The 21519-nt window shown below is 35.1% G+C and carries 19 protein-coding genes; 15 read left to right on the top strand and 4 right to left on the bottom strand.

Annotation, left to right across the window (positions count from 1 at the left end):
- Positions 1-49: 49 nt before the first annotated feature.
- From BCELL_RS13800 to BCELL_RS13765, 8 genes are all read left to right on the top strand, one after another.
- Positions 50-988, top strand: a complete 939-nt coding sequence (locus BCELL_RS13800; RefSeq protein WP_013489369.1) for a phosphatidate cytidylyltransferase — start codon at positions 50-52, stop codon at positions 986-988.
- A 354-nt stretch (positions 989-1342) separates the two neighbouring features.
- The gene (locus tag BCELL_RS13795) at positions 1343-2173 is read left to right on the top strand and encodes a formate/nitrite transporter family protein (protein ID WP_013489368.1); all 831 of its coding nucleotides are present in this window, start codon (positions 1343-1345) and stop codon (positions 2171-2173) included.
- A gap of 276 nt (positions 2174-2449) precedes the next feature.
- On the top strand, positions 2450-3220 hold the full coding sequence (locus tag BCELL_RS13790) for a hypothetical protein (RefSeq protein WP_013489367.1): 771 nt from the start codon (positions 2450-2452) through the stop codon (positions 3218-3220).
- Between the two features lie 467 nt (positions 3221-3687).
- A complete protein-coding gene (locus tag BCELL_RS13785; protein WP_013489366.1) occupies positions 3688-4677 on the top strand; it encodes a LacI family DNA-binding transcriptional regulator in 990 nt (329 codons plus the stop codon).
- 74 nt (positions 4678-4751) lie between these two features.
- Positions 4752-5696, top strand: coding sequence for a substrate-binding domain-containing protein (locus tag BCELL_RS13780; RefSeq protein ID WP_013489365.1), 945 nt, complete (start codon positions 4752-4754; stop codon positions 5694-5696).
- Positions 5697-5799: 103 nt separating this feature from the next.
- The gene (locus BCELL_RS13775; protein WP_013489364.1) at positions 5800-7308 is read left to right on the top strand and encodes a sugar ABC transporter ATP-binding protein; all 1509 of its coding nucleotides are present in this window, start codon (positions 5800-5802) and stop codon (positions 7306-7308) included.
- On the top strand, positions 7309-8268 hold the full coding sequence (locus tag BCELL_RS13770; RefSeq protein WP_013489363.1) for an ABC transporter permease: 960 nt from the start codon (positions 7309-7311) through the stop codon (positions 8266-8268). It begins immediately after the preceding gene.
- Between the two features lie 12 nt (positions 8269-8280).
- Positions 8281-9294 (top strand): Gfo/Idh/MocA family protein, encoded by a 1014-nt coding sequence (locus BCELL_RS13765; RefSeq protein ID WP_013489362.1) that lies wholly within the window; start codon positions 8281-8283, stop codon positions 9292-9294.
- Between the two features lie 141 nt (positions 9295-9435).
- Here the strand turns inward: BCELL_RS13765 and BCELL_RS13760 are convergent, their stop codons facing one another.
- From BCELL_RS13760 to BCELL_RS13745, 4 genes are all read right to left on the bottom strand, one after another.
- Positions 9436-10158: a DUF421 domain-containing protein gene (locus tag BCELL_RS13760; RefSeq protein WP_013489361.1), complete on the bottom strand. Its 723-nt coding sequence runs from the start codon at positions 10156-10158 to the stop codon at positions 9436-9438.
- Positions 10159-10190: 32 nt separating this feature from the next.
- Positions 10191-10982 (bottom strand): cytochrome c oxidase assembly protein, encoded by a 792-nt coding sequence (locus BCELL_RS13755; RefSeq protein ID WP_013489360.1) that lies wholly within the window; start codon positions 10980-10982, stop codon positions 10191-10193.
- On the bottom strand, positions 10972-11448 hold the full coding sequence (locus BCELL_RS13750) for a DUF2243 domain-containing protein (protein ID WP_013489359.1): 477 nt from the start codon (positions 11446-11448) through the stop codon (positions 10972-10974). The genes BCELL_RS13755 and BCELL_RS13750 overlap by 11 nt, the downstream gene beginning before the upstream one ends.
- A gap of 88 nt (positions 11449-11536) precedes the next feature.
- A complete protein-coding gene (locus BCELL_RS13745; RefSeq protein WP_013489358.1) occupies positions 11537-12649 on the bottom strand; it encodes a YheC/YheD family protein in 1113 nt (370 codons plus the stop codon).
- A 201-nt stretch (positions 12650-12850) separates the two neighbouring features.
- Between BCELL_RS13745 and BCELL_RS13740 the strand changes: the two genes are divergently transcribed.
- The 7 genes from BCELL_RS13740 to BCELL_RS13705 all read left to right on the top strand — a co-directional run bounded on the left by BCELL_RS13740 (position 12851) and on the right by BCELL_RS13705 (position 21383).
- Positions 12851-13798: an ABC transporter permease subunit gene (locus tag BCELL_RS13740; RefSeq protein WP_013489357.1), complete on the top strand. Its 948-nt coding sequence runs from the start codon at positions 12851-12853 to the stop codon at positions 13796-13798.
- Positions 13798-14679: an ABC transporter permease subunit gene (locus BCELL_RS13735; protein WP_013489356.1), complete on the top strand. Its 882-nt coding sequence runs from the start codon at positions 13798-13800 to the stop codon at positions 14677-14679. The genes BCELL_RS13740 and BCELL_RS13735 overlap by 1 nt, the downstream gene beginning before the upstream one ends.
- 464 nt (positions 14680-15143) lie before the next feature.
- Positions 15144-16325, top strand: coding sequence for a 3D domain-containing protein (locus tag BCELL_RS21690; RefSeq protein ID WP_013489355.1), 1182 nt, complete (start codon positions 15144-15146; stop codon positions 16323-16325).
- A gap of 137 nt (positions 16326-16462) precedes the next feature.
- Entirely contained in the window at positions 16463-16753 is a 291-nt protein-coding gene (locus BCELL_RS13720; RefSeq protein WP_013489354.1) for a putative quinol monooxygenase, read from the top strand.
- Between the two features lie 324 nt (positions 16754-17077).
- Positions 17078-19012, top strand: coding sequence for an alkaline phosphatase family protein (locus BCELL_RS13715; protein ID WP_013489353.1), 1935 nt, complete (start codon positions 17078-17080; stop codon positions 19010-19012).
- Positions 19013-19301: 289 nt separating this feature from the next.
- Positions 19302-20714, top strand: coding sequence for a serine hydrolase domain-containing protein (locus BCELL_RS13710; RefSeq protein WP_013489352.1), 1413 nt, complete (start codon positions 19302-19304; stop codon positions 20712-20714).
- 243 nt (positions 20715-20957) lie between these two features.
- Complete coding sequence (locus BCELL_RS13705; RefSeq protein WP_013489351.1) at positions 20958-21383, top strand: protein-tyrosine phosphatase family protein; 426 nt, start codon at positions 20958-20960, stop codon at positions 21381-21383.
- Positions 21384-21519 lie beyond the last annotated feature (136 nt).

Raw genomic sequence — 21519 nt, 5'->3', positions numbered from 1 at the left:
CTCCTTATCAAAATGTCTAAATCTACTAAAATAGTTGGGAGTATAACTAATGAGTCAAATTTATACATATTTATATATTATTTTTATCGTACTTATGGCAATAAGTATAGTAGTTTTGTTAATAAATTATTTTAAAAAGAAAAATGATTATGATGAGCTTGTGGTAAGAACCCGTTTATGGTGGGGTATGGCAATTATATTTAGTATATCATTAATTTTTAGCCCGACGGTTTCTTTAGTGTCATTAGCCTTCCTTTGTTTTTTAGCATTAAAAGAATACTTTTCAATGATAAAAACACGAAAACAAGATCGTAGAGTGTATAAATGGGCATATTTGGCGATACCATTACACTTTTATTGGATATACATTGGCTGGTATGGCATGTTTCTTATTTTTATTCCAATATATGTATTTTTGTTTTTGCCTGTTATTAGAATTGTAAAAAGCGGAAGCATTGGCTTTCTCAATTCAGTTGCCTCTACGCAATGGGGATTGATGCTGATGGTTTTTGGAATAAGTCATCTCGCTTTATTCCCAAAGCTAATTGTTATTACCGAAACTGAATATGAATTAGCGGTACAGTATGGTGGTTGGCTTGTTTTGTATTTAGTCGTCTTAACACAAGGAAATGATGTCATTCAATATTTAGTTTCAAAGAAACTAGGGAAAAGAAAAATAATACCGCATGCTAATCCTAACTTAACATGGGAAGGTTTGACTACGGGAATCATTCTAATTACATTATTATCTATTTTCCTTGCACGTTATTTAACACCAATGGATTTCATTCATTCTATATTTGCTGGTATTATAATTAGTGTAGGTGGATTTTTTGGAACAGCTGTTGTATCTGTGGTAAAGAGAAACTTAGTGATGAGCCAAGAAGTGCTATCGGAGATTAAACAAGATAGATATATTAATAAAATAGACAGTTTAACGTATACAGCTCCTCTCTTTTTCCATTATGTATATTATTTATATTATTAAATGCAGGTGACATATGTCATCTGCATTTTTTCAGTTAGAGTTAAAAGTTTTCCTACATAAAGAGCTCCAAGATAACAGTTTACTGATGGCATTACTTTTTTGTAAACGAATCTAAGAAGTGGCCCTATAGAATTAAAGAAAATCTATTACGGAAGTCAACGTCTACATTTAGGGTTTTAATATTTAGAAAATTTAAAATGTTGTGAGGAAAGCTAACATAAAAAGACAACTGAATGAATGTTTGATATATGATGGATATTGTCTTGTATTAATTGTAGTAACTATGGGGGATTTACTGCGTTTCTACAGTATGAAAGATAGTACAAGGCATTTGGTTAGGAAAGGGGTAGCATAATGTATAAAGACACAATTGACACATTAAGTGATGCAGCCAAATCGAAAGTTGAATTTTTGAACAACAGTCTTGGAAAATATTTAGTTTCAGCTAGTTTAGCGGGGGCATATATAGGGTTAGCTGTTGTACTAAGCTTTTCATTAGGAGCATCCTTTGCCGATGTTTCTTCTCCATTAGCTTCACTATTAGTTGGACTCTCCTTTGGGATTGCTTTAGTACTCATCATTTTTGCAGGTGCTGAATTGTTTACTGGGAACAATCTATTTTTTACGATGAGTAGTTTATCAGGTGCTACAAGTTGGGGAGATGCTGCTAAAAATTGGTTTTGGTGCTATATCGGAAACTTCATAGGAGCATCACTTTTCTGTGTCCTAATTTTATTTTCAGGAATATTTTCAAACATTTCTGGGGATCACTTTTTGATGCAAGTGGCAGCAAATAAGATGGGATTGAGTACATCGGAGCTTTTTTTTAGAGGAATATTATGTAACTGGTTAGTATGTCTCGCGATTTGGTGTACACTAAGGACAAAAAATGATGCAGCAAAGATATTAATGATTACATGGATTTTACTTACTTTTATTATATCAGGATATGAGCATAGTATAGCCAATATGGCGATTTTAGGATTAGCCCTCATTCATCCTAGTCCTGATACCATTACTTTAACTGGCTATTTTGCAAATTTGATTCCAGTTACGTTAGGAAATATAGTAGGCGGAACACTGTTTGTCGGGGGCTTGTACTGGATTATAAGTCCAGTACGCGAAAAAAAGGAAATAGCAGAAGAAAAATTGCTCGTAAGAAAATCAGTAACTTCTATAAAATAAACAAGAAGTTTACCATAAACGACTTTTTCGTGATAATCAACATTAGCCTTTAACAGAGCCAAAAAAATAAAGAAACGTAAATCATGATGATCATGGTTTGCGTTTTTTATCATATCCGACAGAAGACTCCCTCTTCAAGCCTGAAGTTTTTTATGTTCAAGGTAGTTATTTACTTGCTAGAATAAAATAAAAAAACTAGTTTTCATGTACAAGATAATGATCAACCATCTAGCTATGATAAAATGAGGAGAGATCGTTCTGAGGAGGCTGTTTTATATGTTTAATCGTTCGTTTAGTGTTAAGAGGAAAGCAAAAAAATATAGGTATTGGTTAGAAAAAGTATCTGTATATCCTTATCCCTTTGAGGTGTCTGGCCGTAATTACTATTTAGTTGACTATATTAAAATGCATCGACCAGTAGGGACAGCTGTATTTTCTGATGAAGAGGAAGTTGTCTCGGATGCTAAAAAAGCGCATCGTCAATTATTTTTGTTTTATCGACTATATGAAAAAATAAGAGATGAAGGAAAAATGAGAGCACAGGTGAACTTAGATTTCTTTAGAGTACCAATTGCTAAAATGGATGAACATCAGAACAAAAAATGGGGAGAAGGGTACTCATTTATTAAGAAACTATTAGGTTACCAGTTAACATATAAAAAGGCCTATGAAGATTTCTGGGCTAATATGAGAAAAATAAAGGATGAGAGTTCTTCCCTAAAAGAAGACGATCTCGAATTAGCAATAAATACTGCAGCAACTCTTGCAACAGTACAGCTACACGTAGTCCACGAATTGGTTCGTAACATGGATGTTTTAAAGAACTGGAAGAAAGCAATGGATAGTGCTGGTATTTGGACTCAATTAAAAAGGGAGCAACAAGTCTTTTATATTGAACTAATGAAAAAAAATGAATTAATGGAGGAAGAAGCAAAAAAAATAAAAAGTGAAAATTTTGATCGTGCGCTTAAGCTAAATAAAGAGGAAATGGCAAACTATATGAAGAAAGAGCAGAAATCGGATGAAGGAGTATTACGTTATCCATAAAATCTAATCAATAATTATTGGTACTGCCTCGAGGTTGTATCACAAGCTATATATAGTTGTTACAATGGCTCCAATTACCGAAAGCCCACTTTTAAGGTCGACTTAAAGTGGGCTTTTAATTGGCTATGCCTTAATTCCATTCCTTACAGATTGACTTAAAAGGTAAATATCAACGTTTTAACTCAACCGCTTCGAGTGATAAAATCAGAAAGTTTTACATAATAGGTTTTCACGAACCACCCCTGAAAGTATCATAAATAATAAAAAAATGTGATAAAAAATAACATACTATGTAATCCGTTACATATGTTTGAAATATATATTTAATTAAAATCGATGGAAAAAGGAGGTATAACTTATTTAAAATTTATAGTTGACAGAATTTTTAAAATTTTCTATACTTATTTTTGTAATCGATTACATAATACGTTACGATATTAAATCTTGCATTGAAAGAAGGATGTATCTTGGCAAATATACAAGAAGTTGCTGATAAAGCAGGTGTATCTGTTGCAACTGTTTCACGTGTATTAAATAAAAAATCTTCTGTCTCTCCTAAAACAAGGGTAAAGGTGGAAGCGGCGATTAAAGAACTTAATTATGAGCCTAGTATGCTAGGGCGAAACTTGCGAAACTCTGAAAGTAGAATCCTACTCGTATTAATACCTAGTATATCGAACCCATTTTATACGGAAATCATTAACGGAATTGAAGATACTGCTCTTAATAGTAACTACCATATTCTCCTATGCGATACTGATTCTAACCCTCTCCGAGAAAACATCTATTTGAACATGATTAAAAACAAACTAGCGGATGGTGTTATTTCAATGGATCCAGCCGTAAATAAGAAAAGACTGAATGATTTAGCAAAAAAATACCCGATTATTCAATGTAGTGAATATGACGATGCAGGCCATATTCCGCATGTCACGATAAATAATGAACTTGCTGCATATAGAGCCGTGAAGCATTTAATAATGCTTGGGCACAAGAGTATCGCGTTGATTAATTGTGATGAAAAGTTTCTGTATGCAAGACAGCGCCGTCAAGGGTATGAAAGGGCGTTAAATGAGTTTGACATTCCAGTAAGAAAAGAATGGATTTACAATACAGATGAGTTATTGTTCGAAAATGGAATTAGAGCGATGAGAAAATTACTCCAATTAGAAACAACTCCCACTGCTGTATTTGCAGTGTCTGATACGTTAGCTATCGGAGCATTAAAGGAAATAAACGAAAATGGGTTAAAAGTACCAGAACACATAGCGGTTGTAGGCTTTGACAAGATAAGTTTCTCTAATATGACTAACCCCACTTTAACAACGGTATCGCAGCCGATGTATCAAATGGGCTGTGTAGCAGTACAGATGCTCATCAACAAAATTAAAGGGGAAGATGTTGAAAGTATTATTTTAGATCATGAATTAATCATCCGAGAGTCGACAATGGGGTAATATCACCAAAGTTCCGTTTATTTTGAAAGCGTTTACTTTTGGTGAATTATAATACTATAAGGGGGATTTTTAGTATGAAGAAAGTGTTATTTTTGTTAGTCGCATCAATACTGTTGATTGTTGGTTGTTCGGAGGATACTTCAGGTGATGGAGAAACAGTCTTAGGTTTAGCAATGCCTTCAGCTACACATGGTTGGATGGGAGCACTTATTCAAAATGCAGAGGATCAGGCAAAAGCTCTTGTGGAAGATGGAACTATTGACGATTATATTTTTACTACTGCTGATAACCCTTCTGCACAAGTGAACAACGTTGAGGACTTAATAGCCCAAGGAGTAGATGCAATCGTCATGCTACCAATCGAATCAGATGCATTGTCTCCAATTGCATTACAAGTAGAAGAGGCCGGCATACCACTTGTTATTGTTGACCGCGAATTAACAAATGATGCAGCAACTGTAGTCGTTAAAGGCGATAATTACGGTGCAGGTGTCAACGCTGGAGAGTACTTTATGGAACAGCTTGGGGGCAATGGAAAGGTTGTTGAAATTGCCGGACCATCTAACTCTGTAACACAGCAACGAAGTGATGGTTTTCGCGAAGCTATAGAAGGATCAGACATTGAAATTGTTGCTTCTCAATCAGGAGAGTTTTCAACAGAAACGTCCTTACAAGTAATGGAAAACATATTAACGTCACAACCTGAAATAGATGCAGTTTACACACAAGATGACGGTATGGCATTAGGTGTTCTTCAAGCAATTAACGAAGCTAATCGTACCGATATTCAATTTATTACAGGGGTAGCTGGAAGTAAAGATGTATATGAAATAATTATGGATGATGGATTAATTACAGCTACATTCTTATACTCTCCTTTAATGGTGAAGGAAGGTGTCATTATTGGTGCTGATTTAGCAAACGGAGAAGATCCAGATAGCGCGGAAGTAGTCGTGCCAGCTACACCAGTTACAAAGGATAACGTAGATGATCACTATGATCCAGAAGCTGCATTCTAAAAGCTTTAGCCGATAAAAATAAGAAATACGATAGGTGCTACGCATTTATCGTATTTCCCATTTATCTTATGCGCTTATAATCCTAAAGGAGGATTCTTTCGTAATGGTAGAAGAGAGCTCTGTATTAGAAATGACTGGTATTTCAAAGTCGTTTAATCAAAATAAAGTGTTGCATGACGTTGATTTTATGCTTCATAAAGGTGAAATTCATGCATTATTAGGAGAGAATGGAGCTGGAAAGTCAACACTGATGAATATTCTTGGCGGAGTACACCAGTTAGATGAAGGCGAAATTAAGGTAAATAATCGCAGTGTAACAATGGATAATCCGCGAAAATCACAAGAACTTGGAGTTAGCTTTATCCACCAAGAATTAAATGTCGTTTCAGATTTAACTGTTTATGAAAACATGTTTCTTGGAAAAGAAATAAAAAATAATTGGGGATTACTAGATATAAAGAGAATGTGTGAGGAAACGACAGCTGTATTAAGTAAACTAGGGGTAAGCATTAATCCTAAATCTTATGTTAGAGATTTAGAAACCTCCTATAAACAGTTAATTGAAATAGCGAAAGCATTACTTAGTGATGCAAAAATTATAATTATGGATGAGCCAACAACTTCTCTAACAGATAATGAGGTTAATAAGCTTTTTGAGATGATGAAGCAATTAAAAAAATCGGGAGTAGCGATCATATATATTTCTCACAAATTAAAGGAAATTCAGGCGATATGTGATAGATACACAGTATTGCGTGACGGGCACCTTGTGGGCAGTGGGGAGATAAAGGATACGACACTGGAAGCTATCACAAAGCTAATGGTTGGAAAAGCAGTATCAACAGATGCTTATTACCATGATGTAAATAGCGCAGAGGAAGTATTAACTGTCAATAATTTATCAAGTAAGGGCCAATTTGAAAACATTAGTTTCTCAGTAAAAAAAGGGGAGATAGTAGGATTTACAGGGTTAGCAGGAGACGGAAGAACGGAATTATTTGAAAGTATATTCGGCTTTAGAAAAAAATATACAGGAGTAATCAAAGTACATGGTAAACAGGTAACAATTAAACACCCTAAAAAGGCACTACAAGTAGGGATTGGACTTGTGCCAAAAAATAGAAAGGAAAATGCAATTGTTAAGGATTTAAGTGTCATAGAAAATATGAGTTTATCTTCTATAGGAAACTTTGAGAAGGCTGGATTTATACAATTCAGTAGAGAAAAAGAGAAGTTCCAATATTACAAAGAAAAGTTAAATATTAAAGTTCATAATCCAAACGTAACGATAGATTCCTTGAGCGGAGGGAACCAACAAAAAGTAGTCATTGCAAAGTGGCTTGAGGTTGGAGGAGAAATTATCATTTTTGATAATCCAACACAAGGAATAGACGTTGGAGCTAAAAACGAAATCTATGAACATATTATAGGCTTGGCAGAACAAGGAAAAGCAATCATTATTTTGTCTTCTGAGGCGCCGGAAATACTAAGAATCTGTGACAGGGTTAACGTGATGTTCCAAGGAGAAATCACAGGGAGGTTTCTTCGTGATGAATTGACAGAGGAAATTGTGATGGAATTTGCAACAGGGGCAAAAAGGGAGGCGGAATAAATGGCTAACATCCAAATAAACAATAATGAACGATTTTCTAGATTGAATTGGATATGGAATGATTATAGTGTTGTCATTGCCTTTGTTGTCATCTATATTTTGGCAGCGATTATGAACGACAGATTTTTACTCATACAAAATCAACTGAATATTTTAATGCAAGTGTCCGTTATTGGTATTATCGCTTTAGGAATGACTCTTGTTATGCTATCAGGTGGTATCGACCTTTCTGTAGGATCGGTACTTGCAATGGTTGGTGTATTTACAGTGATAACTTTAAATGCATCTGAAAGTATTTTAATTGCTATTTTGGTTGCTTTAGCTGTAGGCTCATTAGCAGGCTTTTTAAATGGACTATTAGTCTCGAAGGCTAGAATAGCTGCATTTATTGCCACCCTTGGTATGATGGCAGGAGCTAGGTCAATTGCTTTGTATAGTGCTAACGGTGGAAGTATAGCGAGTCAAGTAGATGGCTTTACAAAAATAGCTAATACAAAGATTGGCATGATTTCTTTACCCATTATCTTTTTTCTTTTCATTACTCTCGTAGTGTATATGATCATGCAGAAAACAAGATTTGGCCGCTACGTTTATGCTTTAGGTAGTAATGAAAAGGCGGCGCTATTATCAGGTATTCGCGTTGATAGAATAAAGATTTTGGTGTATACGCTTTGCGGATTGTTAGTTAGTGTAGCTGCATTGATAGAAACATCCCGTCTTAATTCAATCTCTTCATCAAGCTCAGGTAATTTATATGAACTTGATGCCATTGCAGCCGTAATCATCGGGGGTACGAGAATGACAGGTGGGAAAGGAAAGGTAATTGGTACATTATTTGGCGTTTTATTACTAGGTGTTTTAAACAATATGATGAATTTAATGAATATATCTCCACATTTACAAGGGCTTGTCAAAGGATTGATTATCATTGTAGCTGTCATTTTTCAAAGAAGGGTATAAGGAGGGCGTGACGTGAAACAAATAAATGTTGGCATTATTGGTTGTGGATCAATTACTAGATTTCGCCATGCACCAGAATACAGAGCAAATCCTTACGTAAATGACATCTTTTTTTATGATAATAATACTTCACGAGCGACTGCACTAGCACAACAGTTTAACGGTAGAGTTGTAGACAAAGTGGAAGAGTTGTTTAATAATCCGAATATAGTAGCTATCAGTGATTGTTCATCAAATGAATCGCATCATATTAATTCTACAAAAGCATTATTACATGGAAAGCATGTACTTTGTGAAAAACCAATGGCAACAAGTGTTGAGAAAGCAAGGGTTATACTAGAAGCCCAGAAAAAGTCAGGGAAAAAGTTAATGATTGATCATAATCAACGGTTAACGAAAGTGCATCAGAGAGCGAAAAGTATCATTGAAAATAAGGAGTTAGGAAAAGCATTAACATTCAAAACGACTTTTGGGCACCAAGGTCCAGAAAAATGGAGTGTTGATGGTACGAATGCTACTTGGTTTTTTAAGAAAGAACGATCTCATTCTGGTGTAGCGGGAGACTTAGGGATTCATAAAATAGATTTAATTCATTACTTATTAGATGACGAAATTGATATTGTGCATAGTTTTACGGGCGCGTTAGATAAAGTAGATGAAAGTGGCACCCCCATTGAAGTATGTGATAATGTCGTGTGTGCGATGAAGACGAAGCGAGGGAGATTAGGAACTGCATCCTTTTCATGGACTTATTACGGTTCAGAAGATAATTCGACAACGATTTATTTTGAAAAAGGAATGATGAAAATATATCATCATGATCAATACCCTTTAATAATTGAAATGAAGGATGGATCAGTAGTTAAACATGAGCTTGAGCCGATGCAAACGAATGATAATCAAACAAATTCAGGTGTTATCGATGCGTTTGTTGATTGTATAATAAATGATAAAGTACCGTTAATTACTGGAGAAGATGCGTTAGCATCATTAATAGTAATTGAAAAAATATTAAATGATAAGTAAAAATGGTTGACTCAAAAGGTTAAAATTTACCGATTGAGTCAACCACTTATACTAGAATAGGAAGTCCGATGAAACACCCAATAGCATTGCTTTAAGTGTTTTCTTTTTCTCACTCGTAAGTAAGAAACAGACATTATATGCTTACTGTAAATGTTTAGGCGGCGTCACATTATGAGACTCTGAATCAACCTCTTCGAATATATTTTGATCTTCAACGTTTGCACTTTTCCCTAATTGAGCTTTTAAATCGGTGATCTCCTTTGATAATTTTTCAAGTGTTAAATTCTCTTGTGATTCATTATATCCCTTTAGTTGCTCAGCATCGGAAGGAGAAGGCTGTTTTAATAGTTCTTTTAGCTGAGTAAGTTCCTTTGCAATCTTATTCACATCCTGTTTTGTTGCAGGGCTAATGTCATCTTTTAGAACATATGCGATTTGTCCATTTGGTTCAATTGTTGCCCATTTTACATCTTTAATTTTCATTATATTATTAAGTCTCAATTGTGTTTCAAGCTGATCAACCGTAAGTCGGACACTTCTTAAATTGTGAAGCTTTAAATGCCCATCCTTTATTAACACTTTTGAATTTCCAGTAACGAGCTGCTCTATGAAATCAAACTTCAATTGTCCATATTCGACGATGATTAATGTGAGCACTAGTAAGAAACCAACATATAGTGTCGACCAAATGTTTTCCCCTGCTAATGGTTGTATAAGAAGGGAACCAATTCCAATCATAATTACGGTTTGAGCCAATGTCATTTGTGAAATAGACTTTCTTCCAGCTAGTCTTAGTAAAATAATACCGCCAATCACAATGAGTGCAGACTTCCAAATCCACTCGACTCCTACAAAATCCATCATAACCGCCACCAATTACAAAAATATTATTGATATCATATGTGCTTTATTCGAGGCTTTGACCATTTGAACCATTGTAAAAAAAGGATGAATATAATAGTAGCATCTATTATATCTCCACCGTAATACATGATTTGAGCACCAGCTTCTGCTTGTGCTTGTAATACACCATGTGGTGGTGAAGAGTATATCACTTTAGATAAGATGCCGTGAGCAGCTAAAGCAATGACTAACACGACCGAACGATATAAAAAGCTTACTTTGCTAATCATTACGCTTTTATCAATCATTGCAGCAGTAAATAAATAGCCGGCTATAAAAACGTGTAAATGAACGAGCATATATATAAGGGTGTTTTGATGCATCGCTACATAGAGATTAGTCTTATACAATATCCATAACCCACCTAAGTTTAAAATAGTTGCGACTGTCGGATCAAAATAAACTCTCACTACATTACCATGAATGACCTTTATTAGAGATAGTGAAATTGACCTATTTATTGAACGTAGAAAGAGTACCATCGGTGAACTAAGTACAATGAGTAATGGAGATAGCATCCCTAAAAATAAGTGCCCAATCATATGATACTTAAAATCATGATGCGCTTTTTCTGCTAATGGCCCCCACAGAGATATTACAGCAAAGGTGACCCCTAGAAAAAAGAATAACGTACGCTTTATAGGCCACTTGCTGTAATGACGATTTGATGAAAGAACACACATTACGTAAATAACGAGTGAAACGATAAAGGGAGAAGCAAGTAGGAACTGTGACATTACCCCAACTATATGATGGTGATGAATAGTATGTTGACTAATGTCCACTTGTAGCACCCTTTGATAGATTATCTTTTCTTCTAGATTTGGTATAAAGTATCAATCCAATTATGATCATTGCAACAGCTACAATGTTCCAGGTGAGGTCATATACAATGACATTTTCAACGTAGCGGATTTGGTGAATACGCATAAGCTTATGTTGGATTATACCATCGTATAATTGAAAAAAACCTGCTCCTATAAAAACGCCGCTCCACCATTTCAACATTTGAAATGCATTTCTTCTCCGCAAGTCAGCAAATAGAAATAAACCGCCAATAGTAGCAAACCAACTAAATGCATGAAAAAGACCATCTGAAATTAAGCCTAAGTCAGTTGTGCTTTGATCATAGAAATGATGCCAACGTAATAACTGGTGAAAGACGACTTCATCAAAGAAAGCGATTAATCCTAGTCCAAACAGAACGCCTGACCAAATATTACGAGTAGTATAGTTTTTCGTCATCGCCATGAATGTACCGTACCTACCTTTACTATATTTGCATATATTTTTTACTAAAAAGTAGTATATATGCAATATAAAGGGAATCCTCTCAAATCTATTTATGAGCAACGTTTTGGTGATGGTATAAATATTTAGCATAGCCTAGAAGATTTGAATATGATTGATCAATCGTATGCTTGTCATACGCATTCATAAATGAAACTTTCGCAGACTGAGAATTTGACTCGATATACCAAAGTTTTCCCGTTTTATCTAATGCCAAATCAATCCCCAACTCACCAATGGGGCCATACTTATCTTCTAGACATACATATATATTTTTCACGAGCTGCTCTATTCTATATTTAAGTTGAACAATTTGTTTATCAGAGTAATGAAGAAAATCTGTCATAAATTGCTCGAAAGGATAACTTTCAGCATGTGTTGTGATGGGAGAGTGAATGAGTGATTTCCGTACAGGAATGGCAATTAACTCTATCTTCCCTGTGTAGCTTCGTTGAACCTCTACCCTCAAATCAATGATTGATTGACCGATTTTATATAAAGGGATTGCCTCTTGTACAATAACGATCTTTTTTGCAAAAAATTCCTTTAATACTTTATATAAATGAGTGAGTCCCCTCACTTTATTTGTATACATTTGACGATAAAAGTAACTGTATTCAAATAAGCCATTTCTTAGTTTAGTTACTCGAATAACGTGCTTACCTTGACCACTTCTAGTCGCTTTTACATATACTGTTTTTGTTTTCTTAAACATTCTTTTTAATGTTTTTTCCGATCGTAATAACCTTGTAGCTGGTAAATGCTTTTTTACTTTCTCACACTTTTGCAAATGCTTATGATTTTCCCATTTATCAAAACCATTAGGGTAATTTAAATACAGACATTTTTTTTGTTTTAATTGTTCGAAAAAATGTTTGTTTGTTTCTTTTGTCGTTCCTCCACCGCGGTTATAAATAATAGTTGGATAAGAAATTATTTTCTCTTTATACTTCTTTATTGTTTTGTCAAAATGTAAGGCTGTTATTACTTTTTTCTTTAAGTCTATTTCTTCCGTAGAAAAAAAATAGAGTTCTATTTGCTTATCTTGGCTTGCTTCAGTAAGAGAAGCAAGTTTTTCATTTGGTTGTTGGTTGTACAATCTTTGTATATTTCTATTAGATACAAGAACACCGATGGCTATTTTTGAGTGTTTAGTTCTCATTTTTACACCTCGAATTTTTAAAGTCTCTATAATATATGTCTTTCATGAGCAGATGGAAGGGCACTATACCTGTCTCTCTGTGTAAATGTGAACACCTTAACTAATAAACAATTCATAAAGGACCATAATATTTCGACTTTCTAAACAAATAATGTGTTAAAATATTTATGAATATTCAAAAAAATAGCGAGGTAATAAATAATGAAAATACTAACTAAACAATTCTTTATTCTTTTAATCTATTTATTATTATTTATTTCGATCATCCTTCTAGCACTTCTACCACGTGGGGTGTATTTTGATGTGTTTGAGTACCACATAGAAAGAAGTTATTATATGGATTGGACCATATACTTTGATAATATAAAGACTTTCTTTTCTGGGGTGTTACACGGAGATTTAGGAACAACTTTATATGGCACATCTGTCGTTCATGACGTTTCCATCTATTTTTTTCAGAGGAGTCTTCCGATTATGTTAGGTGCTTTTTTACTGGCGCTTATTATCGGTGTATTACTCGGCGTAATTCTTTATTTCACACAAAACAAGCGCACTAAATACATAGCGTATCCCATCGTTTGGGGGATTCAATCATTACCAGATTTCTTTATTTACATCGTTATACAAGTAGGGTTATTTCATTTATTTCAGTGGGGATTACCTACATTCTCTGTCTATAGTTTTGATCATTGGTACAGTATTCCATTAGCTGTCTTCATTGTAGCCTTATATCCAAGTGCCTATTTAGCAATGATCGTTGTGACGTCACTAGACAGTGAGGCGAAAAAGAAATATGTGGATACAGCAAGAAGTAAGGGGGTTTCTCCTATAATCATTTTACTTAAGCACCAAGGGATGAATATCGCGAATAAGGTGTCTCAACATATTCATTCTATTATGATCATGATTATGGGTAACCTTCTATTGTTTGAGTATTTATTTTATATGCGAGGCGCTGCATATAGACTGTATTTAGCAATGGGATTTCATAATGCAGATATACGGGGGAGTTATCGGTCGATGGTATCGGACCATATGTTTGAACCAGAGTTAATCATTTCTCTCCTAGGGTGCTTTATACTAGTGAGCTATATTGTACATTGTTTACAGTCCCTCATTACGAGCTATTTAGACAGGAGGGGAATATAATGAAGAAGCTATATGTCACTACTGCAGTTTTAATAAGTATAGTGTTTACTTTTTGCTTCATATTACCGTTTTTTATGAGTGGGGTGATTGAAGAAGTAGTATTCGATTACGACCAAAATGGATCTCGCATTTTTCCACCATTTTCACCTTCCTCAAACTATTGGCTTGGTACAGATGAATTAGGACAAGATATTTTTCAACAGCTAGTCTTATATGGAAAAAATACGATATTCCTTGTAGTTCTAATTACTTTTTTACGCTTTTGCTTTGCTTTACCTTTAGGTTATCTTGCTAAAAAGAAAAAAGGATTCTATTATTCCACTCTAGAAAAATGCCATCACTATTTATCGGCATTGCCAGTATTGTTTCTAGTTATTTTATTCATAAACTTACCTATTATAGAGGCTGCATCATGGAGAACGATTTTAGTAGTTTTATTTATCGTCATCATGGAAGTAGGAAGACTAGCTTTTGTAATTAGTAATGAAGTAAATAGTTTTCACCGCGAGGCTTTTTATGAAGCTAGTACGATGACGGGGTCAAGCGTATTATATAAACTTAGAAAATATGATTTACGACACATAGGCCCAACGATAGCCGTTTTATTTATGCTAGAGCTTTCAAAGGTGATGCTCTTGCTAGGACAAATTGGCTTTTTGTCAATGTTTATATCTCAACAATGGTTTACAACTGATGGAGGTCCAATTGTTATTCAAAATCAATTTGGAACGTGGGCTTCAATGCTAGCTGATTCACGGGATCATTTACGCAATAGCTTTTGGATCCCATTAATGCCCGCACTAGCAATAACGATTACAATGGTGAGCTTTCAATTATGTGCCGAATCTCTTAAACGGTATTTTTCTAAAGATGTGTATTAAATTACGATGATAAGGAGAGAGTGCGTTTTATATATGAACAAAATAAAAAGAGAGCATGCTAGAAATTTTAATGTAGGTGAAAAAACAATTTAATAGTTGTCCCTAGAAAAAATGATAACTAGTATCGTAAGGAGGATGACTCAAAAGGTCGAATTTTCACCTTTTGAGTCATCCTCTAAACAATGTACGGAGCGGCCGCAATCTCTTATAAAGCCCATTGTAAGTGGGTTTCTTGTAGTTGGTGCGCGGCGAGTGGAGTCATTGCCAGAAATTTTATTTGCTTTTGGGACAGCCTCTTATCTTATAAATGTATTTGTCACTAAAATGTTAAAAAACTATTTTGTTACACGATTGCAATATTCCTTTTACATTTTTGTGATGTTTGTCTGATATTGTTGTTGAAGACGAGTTTTCGTAAATCGTAGTCTAAATTAGACACTAATCACTCTTAGGGGGAAGACGGTGTGCTAAAAAAAATAGTAGTACTGTTGATGATGATCATCGTTGCTCCTAGCTTTGTACAAGCTACAGAGGCACTTGAGAATGATCAGAATCGAATACAGCAAGAGCGTGAAGAAGTTCAAGAAGAACTTTCTTATGCTGAAAGTGAGCTTGTTCAATTAGCCCAAGAGCTAGAACAATTAAATCAAACGCTCACAGATCTTAATAATACAATAGAAGAAAATGAAAAATTGATAGAAGAGATTGAAGAAAAAATAGCAAAAAATGAAGCCGAGATTCAAGAACTCGATTTAGATGTCGAACTTCTACAAAATGATATAGATCAACGCGTTGATCTATTAAAAGAGCGTGCGAGATCGTACCAAAGACACGGAAATCAAAACATCTCTTATCTAGAGGTAGTTTTAGGAGCAGAGAGCTTCGGTGACTTTGTTAATCGTCTATTGTCTATAACAAAAATTGCACAAGCAGATAATCATTTTATTGACCAGCTTGAAAGTAATCAGCAGGAGCTTTTCGAGGTACAAGAGGAGTATGAGGAAACTTTATTTCAACTAGTCAATCAAGTGGTAGAATTAGAGCTTATCCACGAAGATATAGAACAACAAAAAGAGGAAACATTACAACTGAGAGACGAAATGAAAGCTAATGAAAGAGAACAAGAGGAATTAATTGCTCAATTAGTTACAGATGAACAACAACTTGCATCACAGGAGCAAGAAATTCGTGATCGCATAGAAGAAGAGGCACGTCGTCAAGAAGAAGCGCGTCTCGAAGAGGAAAGACAAAAGGAAATAGAAGCCCGTGCTCAAGCTGAAAGAGAAGCAGCAAATAATACTGTTAGTAGGTCTAACTCAAGTAATGAAGAAAGTTCAAATACTACCTCTAATGATGCAAATTGGAGAACATTTGAAGCTACAGCTTATACTGCTAACTGTGTAGGTTGCTCTGGGGTCACGAGTACTGGAATTGACTTAAGGGCAAATCCTAATGCAAAGGTTATTGCTGTTGACCCTAGCGTTATACCACTTGGTTCTAGAGTAGAGGTAAGAGGCTATGGGACTTTCTTAGCTGCTGACATCGGTGGCGCGATTGTAGGTAATAAAATTGATATCTTTATGCCAAATCGTTCTGATGCATTAAGATTTGGAAGACAAACAGTACAAATTAGGGTGCTAGATTAATGATGAAAGAAGGGGCAGAAAACTTGTCCCTCTTTTAATTTATTTTACTAAATCCGAAAATATGAATGATTTAATTAATCACGAAAAAAATAATATTGGTACATAACATAAATTACTTTATGAAAGGGAGTGTACACATGCACATTATACATGCACATATACATGTTAAAGAGGAAAAACGTGATGCTTTTCTAGAAGAAGTGAAACCATTAATAACAGGATCTCAGGCGGAAGAAGGAAACATTACTTACCGTTTATATGAGGATACAGAAGCACCAAATCAATTTGTCATGTTAGAAGAGTGGGTCGACCAAAAAGCGATAGATATTCATAATGAAACAGAACATTTTAAAAACTTCGGAAAAAAGGCGAAAGACTACTTTAAACAAGCACCAGAAGTAAAAGTGTTTGCAGTGACAGAACAATAGAGAGTACCGATCGATAAAAATACTTGCCAATCATTTGAAATGTGGCAGGTATTTTTTTTGGTGATAGTAAGCCCAGTAAAGTGTGATCGGAAGCGGTGAGTGCGAACCATTGATTGTAAATAATTTTAGGGCAGATAGCAAGGCTTGGAGTGTGAGTCATCTGCCCCAAAGCAGTTAAATTAAATACTGAAGGTAAGATTGGAAGCTACGCAATCTTAATTCATAAAATATGTGTAAACTAGGCATGATAATTTCTTAATAGGCTATGTATGTTTTGTCGAATGATAATGCTAAAAAACATGAAGTCCTTTTAAGGAGGTCTGTATGAAAAAATTAATGGTTATCATCCTGCTCATTTTATCTTCATGCCAAGTGAATCCTAACTATCAAGGTTTTGAGGAAGAAACGAAAAGTGATTTTCAAGATAAAAAAGTAGTGATGATCATCGTTGATACTATGATGGGATCTTTAATAAATAGTAGTGCAGAAAAAAATAATATTCCTGCACTTGAGTTTTTAATGAATGAGGGACAATATTATAACGATTTAGTTGCACCATTCCCAACGATGTCTGTAACGATTGAAAGCACATTACTGACTGGTGAAATGGCAGATGAGCACCATATTCCTGGATTATCTTGGTACAGTCAATCGGAAGACAGGATTATCAATTATGGAACATCTGTTCCAACACTGTTACGGTTAGGTCTATCGGAAAGTGTTTATGATGCACTGTATCATTTAAATAACACCCACTTAAATCCAAGTAGTAAAACAATTTTTGAGGAGTTAGATGAAGAAAACTTAACTTCTGGAGCAATCAATACGATTGTATATCGAGGGAACCATTTACGAGAGTTGGAACTCCCCTTTATTACAGATGATGTGCTAGGATTACCAGAAACGATCGAAACAAGAGCACCAGAAACATTTGCATTCGGAAAATTATCCATCCCTAATAGCATAGATGAAGGAAATTTTACAGATGATATTTTTCATCGTTACGGATTAAACGATGAGTTTTCTATGGAAATAATGAAAAAGCTTATAAAACAAGGAGATCAGCCTGATTTCACACTCATTTTTTTCCCTGACTTCGATAAAACTGCTCATAAGCACAGTCCACATTATCGAGTTGGATTCGAGGAAGTTGATAAGTATTTGCAAGGGATATTAAACGCATACGATAGCTGGGAAGATGCCCTAGAAGAGAATATATTTATCGTGCTAGGTGATCATGGTCAAGATAAACTATTAGAAGATGAAGAAAGTTTAACAATCAATTTACCTGAACTATACGGAAATTATGAAACAGTACCACTTGGTGAAGAAATGTCTCAAGGAGAGATTGCATTTGGAATAAATCAGCGTATGACCTATGTATATGATATTCATAATAATGGAATATTACGTGAGCTAGCTGAGCAAGCAGTTATGGATGAACGTATCGCTATGGCAGCATGGTTAGATGATGAAAATGACGATTGGGTATCTGTTAGTTCGTCTAATGATGGAAATGTTCTTTCCTTTAAACGTGGTGGTGAATGGTCCGATAGGTATGACCAGACATGGTCAATAATAGGTGACCCAGACGTAGTTTCAATAAATATGAATCATGAAAAAAACGAAATATCTTATATTAATTATCCTGATGTTTTTAACCAGCTTTACACATCACTAAAAAGTCATGAAACACCGAAGTTAATATTAGCTGCCGAACCAGGCTATTCATTTTGGGAAGAGGGTATTCCGACACACCCAGATGGTGGCGAGCATGGCGGTATCCATAAAAATGATACTTTAGCAGCGTTAATAATAGCAGGTACCGATAAAAAGCCTGAAAAATTTAGAATGATGGACTTAAAAAATTATGTACTAAACCTCCTTATTGAAGATCCGGAAAAAAAATCATTAAAAGGTACAGCCGTTAAACAAGGGGTGACGGATGAGCAAACTCATGACGAAGTACTTCGGCTTGTTGATTCAATAGAAGGTGTTACAGAGTCTGTAGCAATAGTTGTAGACGAGTATATTTATACTGCATTTAAAGTGAAACATTTTGATCGTCTTTGGTTAAAGGATCGTCGTCAACAAGCTCAAGAGTTGTTGGACAATAACTTTAACAATTACAACGTAAAAGTTTCTACAGACAGCAAAATATTTACTGAATTAGCTAATCTTGCTGAGAAGAGAAAAGACAATGGATTAACTAATGAAGATGTTAAAAAGGAAGTAAAAGAGATAGAAGCTAATATGTAGTTAAATACATGTTTAATGATCCTACTGACTATATCAGAAAAAGATATCTTGACTATTCACGTGGTTCCCTATTTTCTGGGGAGTCTTGCTAATAAACTACACTCAGGGGGAGACTCAATAGGTTGATTTTTACCTGTTGAGTCTCCCTCCTTATGTGCCCTCCACTTCTCAAGTGGAGGGCACTGTGGCGACCAGAAAATAGGAAATAGAAAATATAGAGGATTTAAGGTAAATAAGTGGAATATTTAGAGTATAGAAATAAATGATATAGAAAGAAGTGAGGTTCTTAATGGGGAAATTAAACTGGATTTCAAGTTTTGAAGATTTTGCGAATGGCATTTTTAGTAAATACAAAGTACCTGGAGCTGCAGTTGGTGTCGCTAAAGATGGAGAATTGATTTATGAACGTGGCTTCGGTCACCGAAACGTAGAAAAAAGTAAGGAAGTAACAAATGACACAATTTTTGGTATTGCTTCTATAACAAAGTCATTTACTGGAGTAGCGATTATGCAATTACAAGAGGCAGGAAAACTGGCGGTAGATGATAAAGTCATTACATACCTACCTAACCTCATTCTCGGTAATGAAAAGCATACAAGACAAATTACGATTCATCATCTTCTTACCCATACAGCAGGACTCCCACCGTTGCCAACGCTTTATCATGCAATGAGACGAACGATGGAGGAAGATTCATCTGTTTCAGAAAAACAACGTGACAGATTGTTACAGCATGATCCGATTGATAATAATGATCAATTGATTAAGTTTCTTTCTGAATTACAGATTGACTTGCTAGGAGATCCCGGGACACAATTTAGTTATTCCAATGATTCTTATGCATTATTGGGTGCTATTATTGAGCAAGTAAGTGGGCAACGTTATGACGAATACGTGACCGAAAATATTTTAAAACCAGTAGGAATGAAGAACAGTACATTCGACCTTAATATAGTGTTATCATCACCGAAAGCAACGACCATTTATGCAACTACTGACAGTGATGGAGAAAAAGAAGTATACGCTTCAGACACATGGTGGGATTCAAAGGCAATGTACGCAGGAGGATTTCTTCGATCTACTCTCGATGATATGATGCGCTACACGGAAATTTTCCGTAATAGTGGCCAGGTTGGTGATATACAAATTTTAAAAGCAGAAAGTGTAAAAACAATGATTCATCCACATGTACAGTTTCAAGAAAACAAATTTTATGGTTACGGTCTAATGATTACCCCAAATTACAATGGTGGTACCCTCGTTGAGCATGGTGGAAGTCTAAAAGGTGTATCTTCTAATTTTGGTGTCATCCCTGAAAAGGGCTTGGCAAGTGTTGTATTAACCAATTTAGTAGGAGTACCGGCATTTAAGTTAATGGTTGCTGCTTTTAATGCTATACAAGAGCTTGCCCCAGAGACTCCCCTTTCTACTTATGACGATTATGAATTGAGCAGTGAAGATTATAAAAAGTATGTTGCTAGCTTTGAGTCTGGTGAAGGTGCAGAAATGTCCGTAGTAAAAGAAGATCATCAACTCTATTTTCAAAGCGAAGGAAAATCGTATCAAATGCGTCCTGTTGGAGAGCACTTGTTTACAATAAACATGAATGAATCAGAAACCCCCATTCGCTTTTTATTTAACAATGAAGGTGATCTATCTGGATTGTTTTTAGGAGTGCGACAAATATTAAAGCAGAAATGATATCGTTTAATAATAATGCATGATGCACAATCAAGCATTAAATTTTATACTAATGAAAATACATCTTATAATAGACTAAGTTAAAAGGTTACCTTGATTATTGCGGAAGGTGCGATCCAGGTAGGCTTGAGTGTTGCCTATGGAAGGCGAGTGACCTGAAGTTAAAAATGAACAATGAATTATATTTATTTAGACATATGTGAGTACATAGTCACAACAAATGGGTAATGAAGGGAGATTATTATGAAAAATAAAAACTATCAGGAACTGCTTAAAGAGCGCATTTACATTGGTGGAGCTGACGATGTGGAAGAAATGCTAGAAAACGAAAAGGTGGACGTCGTTTATGATTTAAGAGCCGAATCTCTAGATAGTGACTCTCAATATAATCGCGTCCATTGTCCAATTGTCGATGATGCGGAAAATCAAGATGAGGCAATTAAAAAGTCAGTCGATAATATTGTAAAATCGTACCATGAAGGAAAAAATGTTTATGTCCATTGTCAAGGGGGAAGTAACCGCACTGGTTCCGTTGCAGTAGGTACACTTTTAGCATTAGGTAAGGCGAAAACAATTGAAGAAGCGGAAAAAATGGCAAAGGATGCAAGACCAAAAATAAACATTAAACCAGAAATGAAGGAAGCGTTAAAACGAGTATATAAAGATTAGTAAGGATAAGAGAGGGGGTACTCAAAAGGTGATTTTAGGGACCTCTGAATAAGGTAACTATTGAAGGGCTCTGAAAAAGTGGCGTTCTTTGAGGCCACTGAAAAAGTACAAAACAACTTTTTCAGTGCCTTTTATT

The organism is Evansella cellulosilytica DSM 2522 (assembly GCF_000177235.2).
In the GTDB taxonomy this organism is placed as follows: Bacteria; Bacillota; Bacilli; order Bacillales; family Salisediminibacteriaceae; genus Evansella; species Evansella cellulosilytica.
The sequence above is the reverse complement of the archived record's forward strand: the minus strand, read 5'-3'. Positions and strand labels throughout refer to the sequence as shown.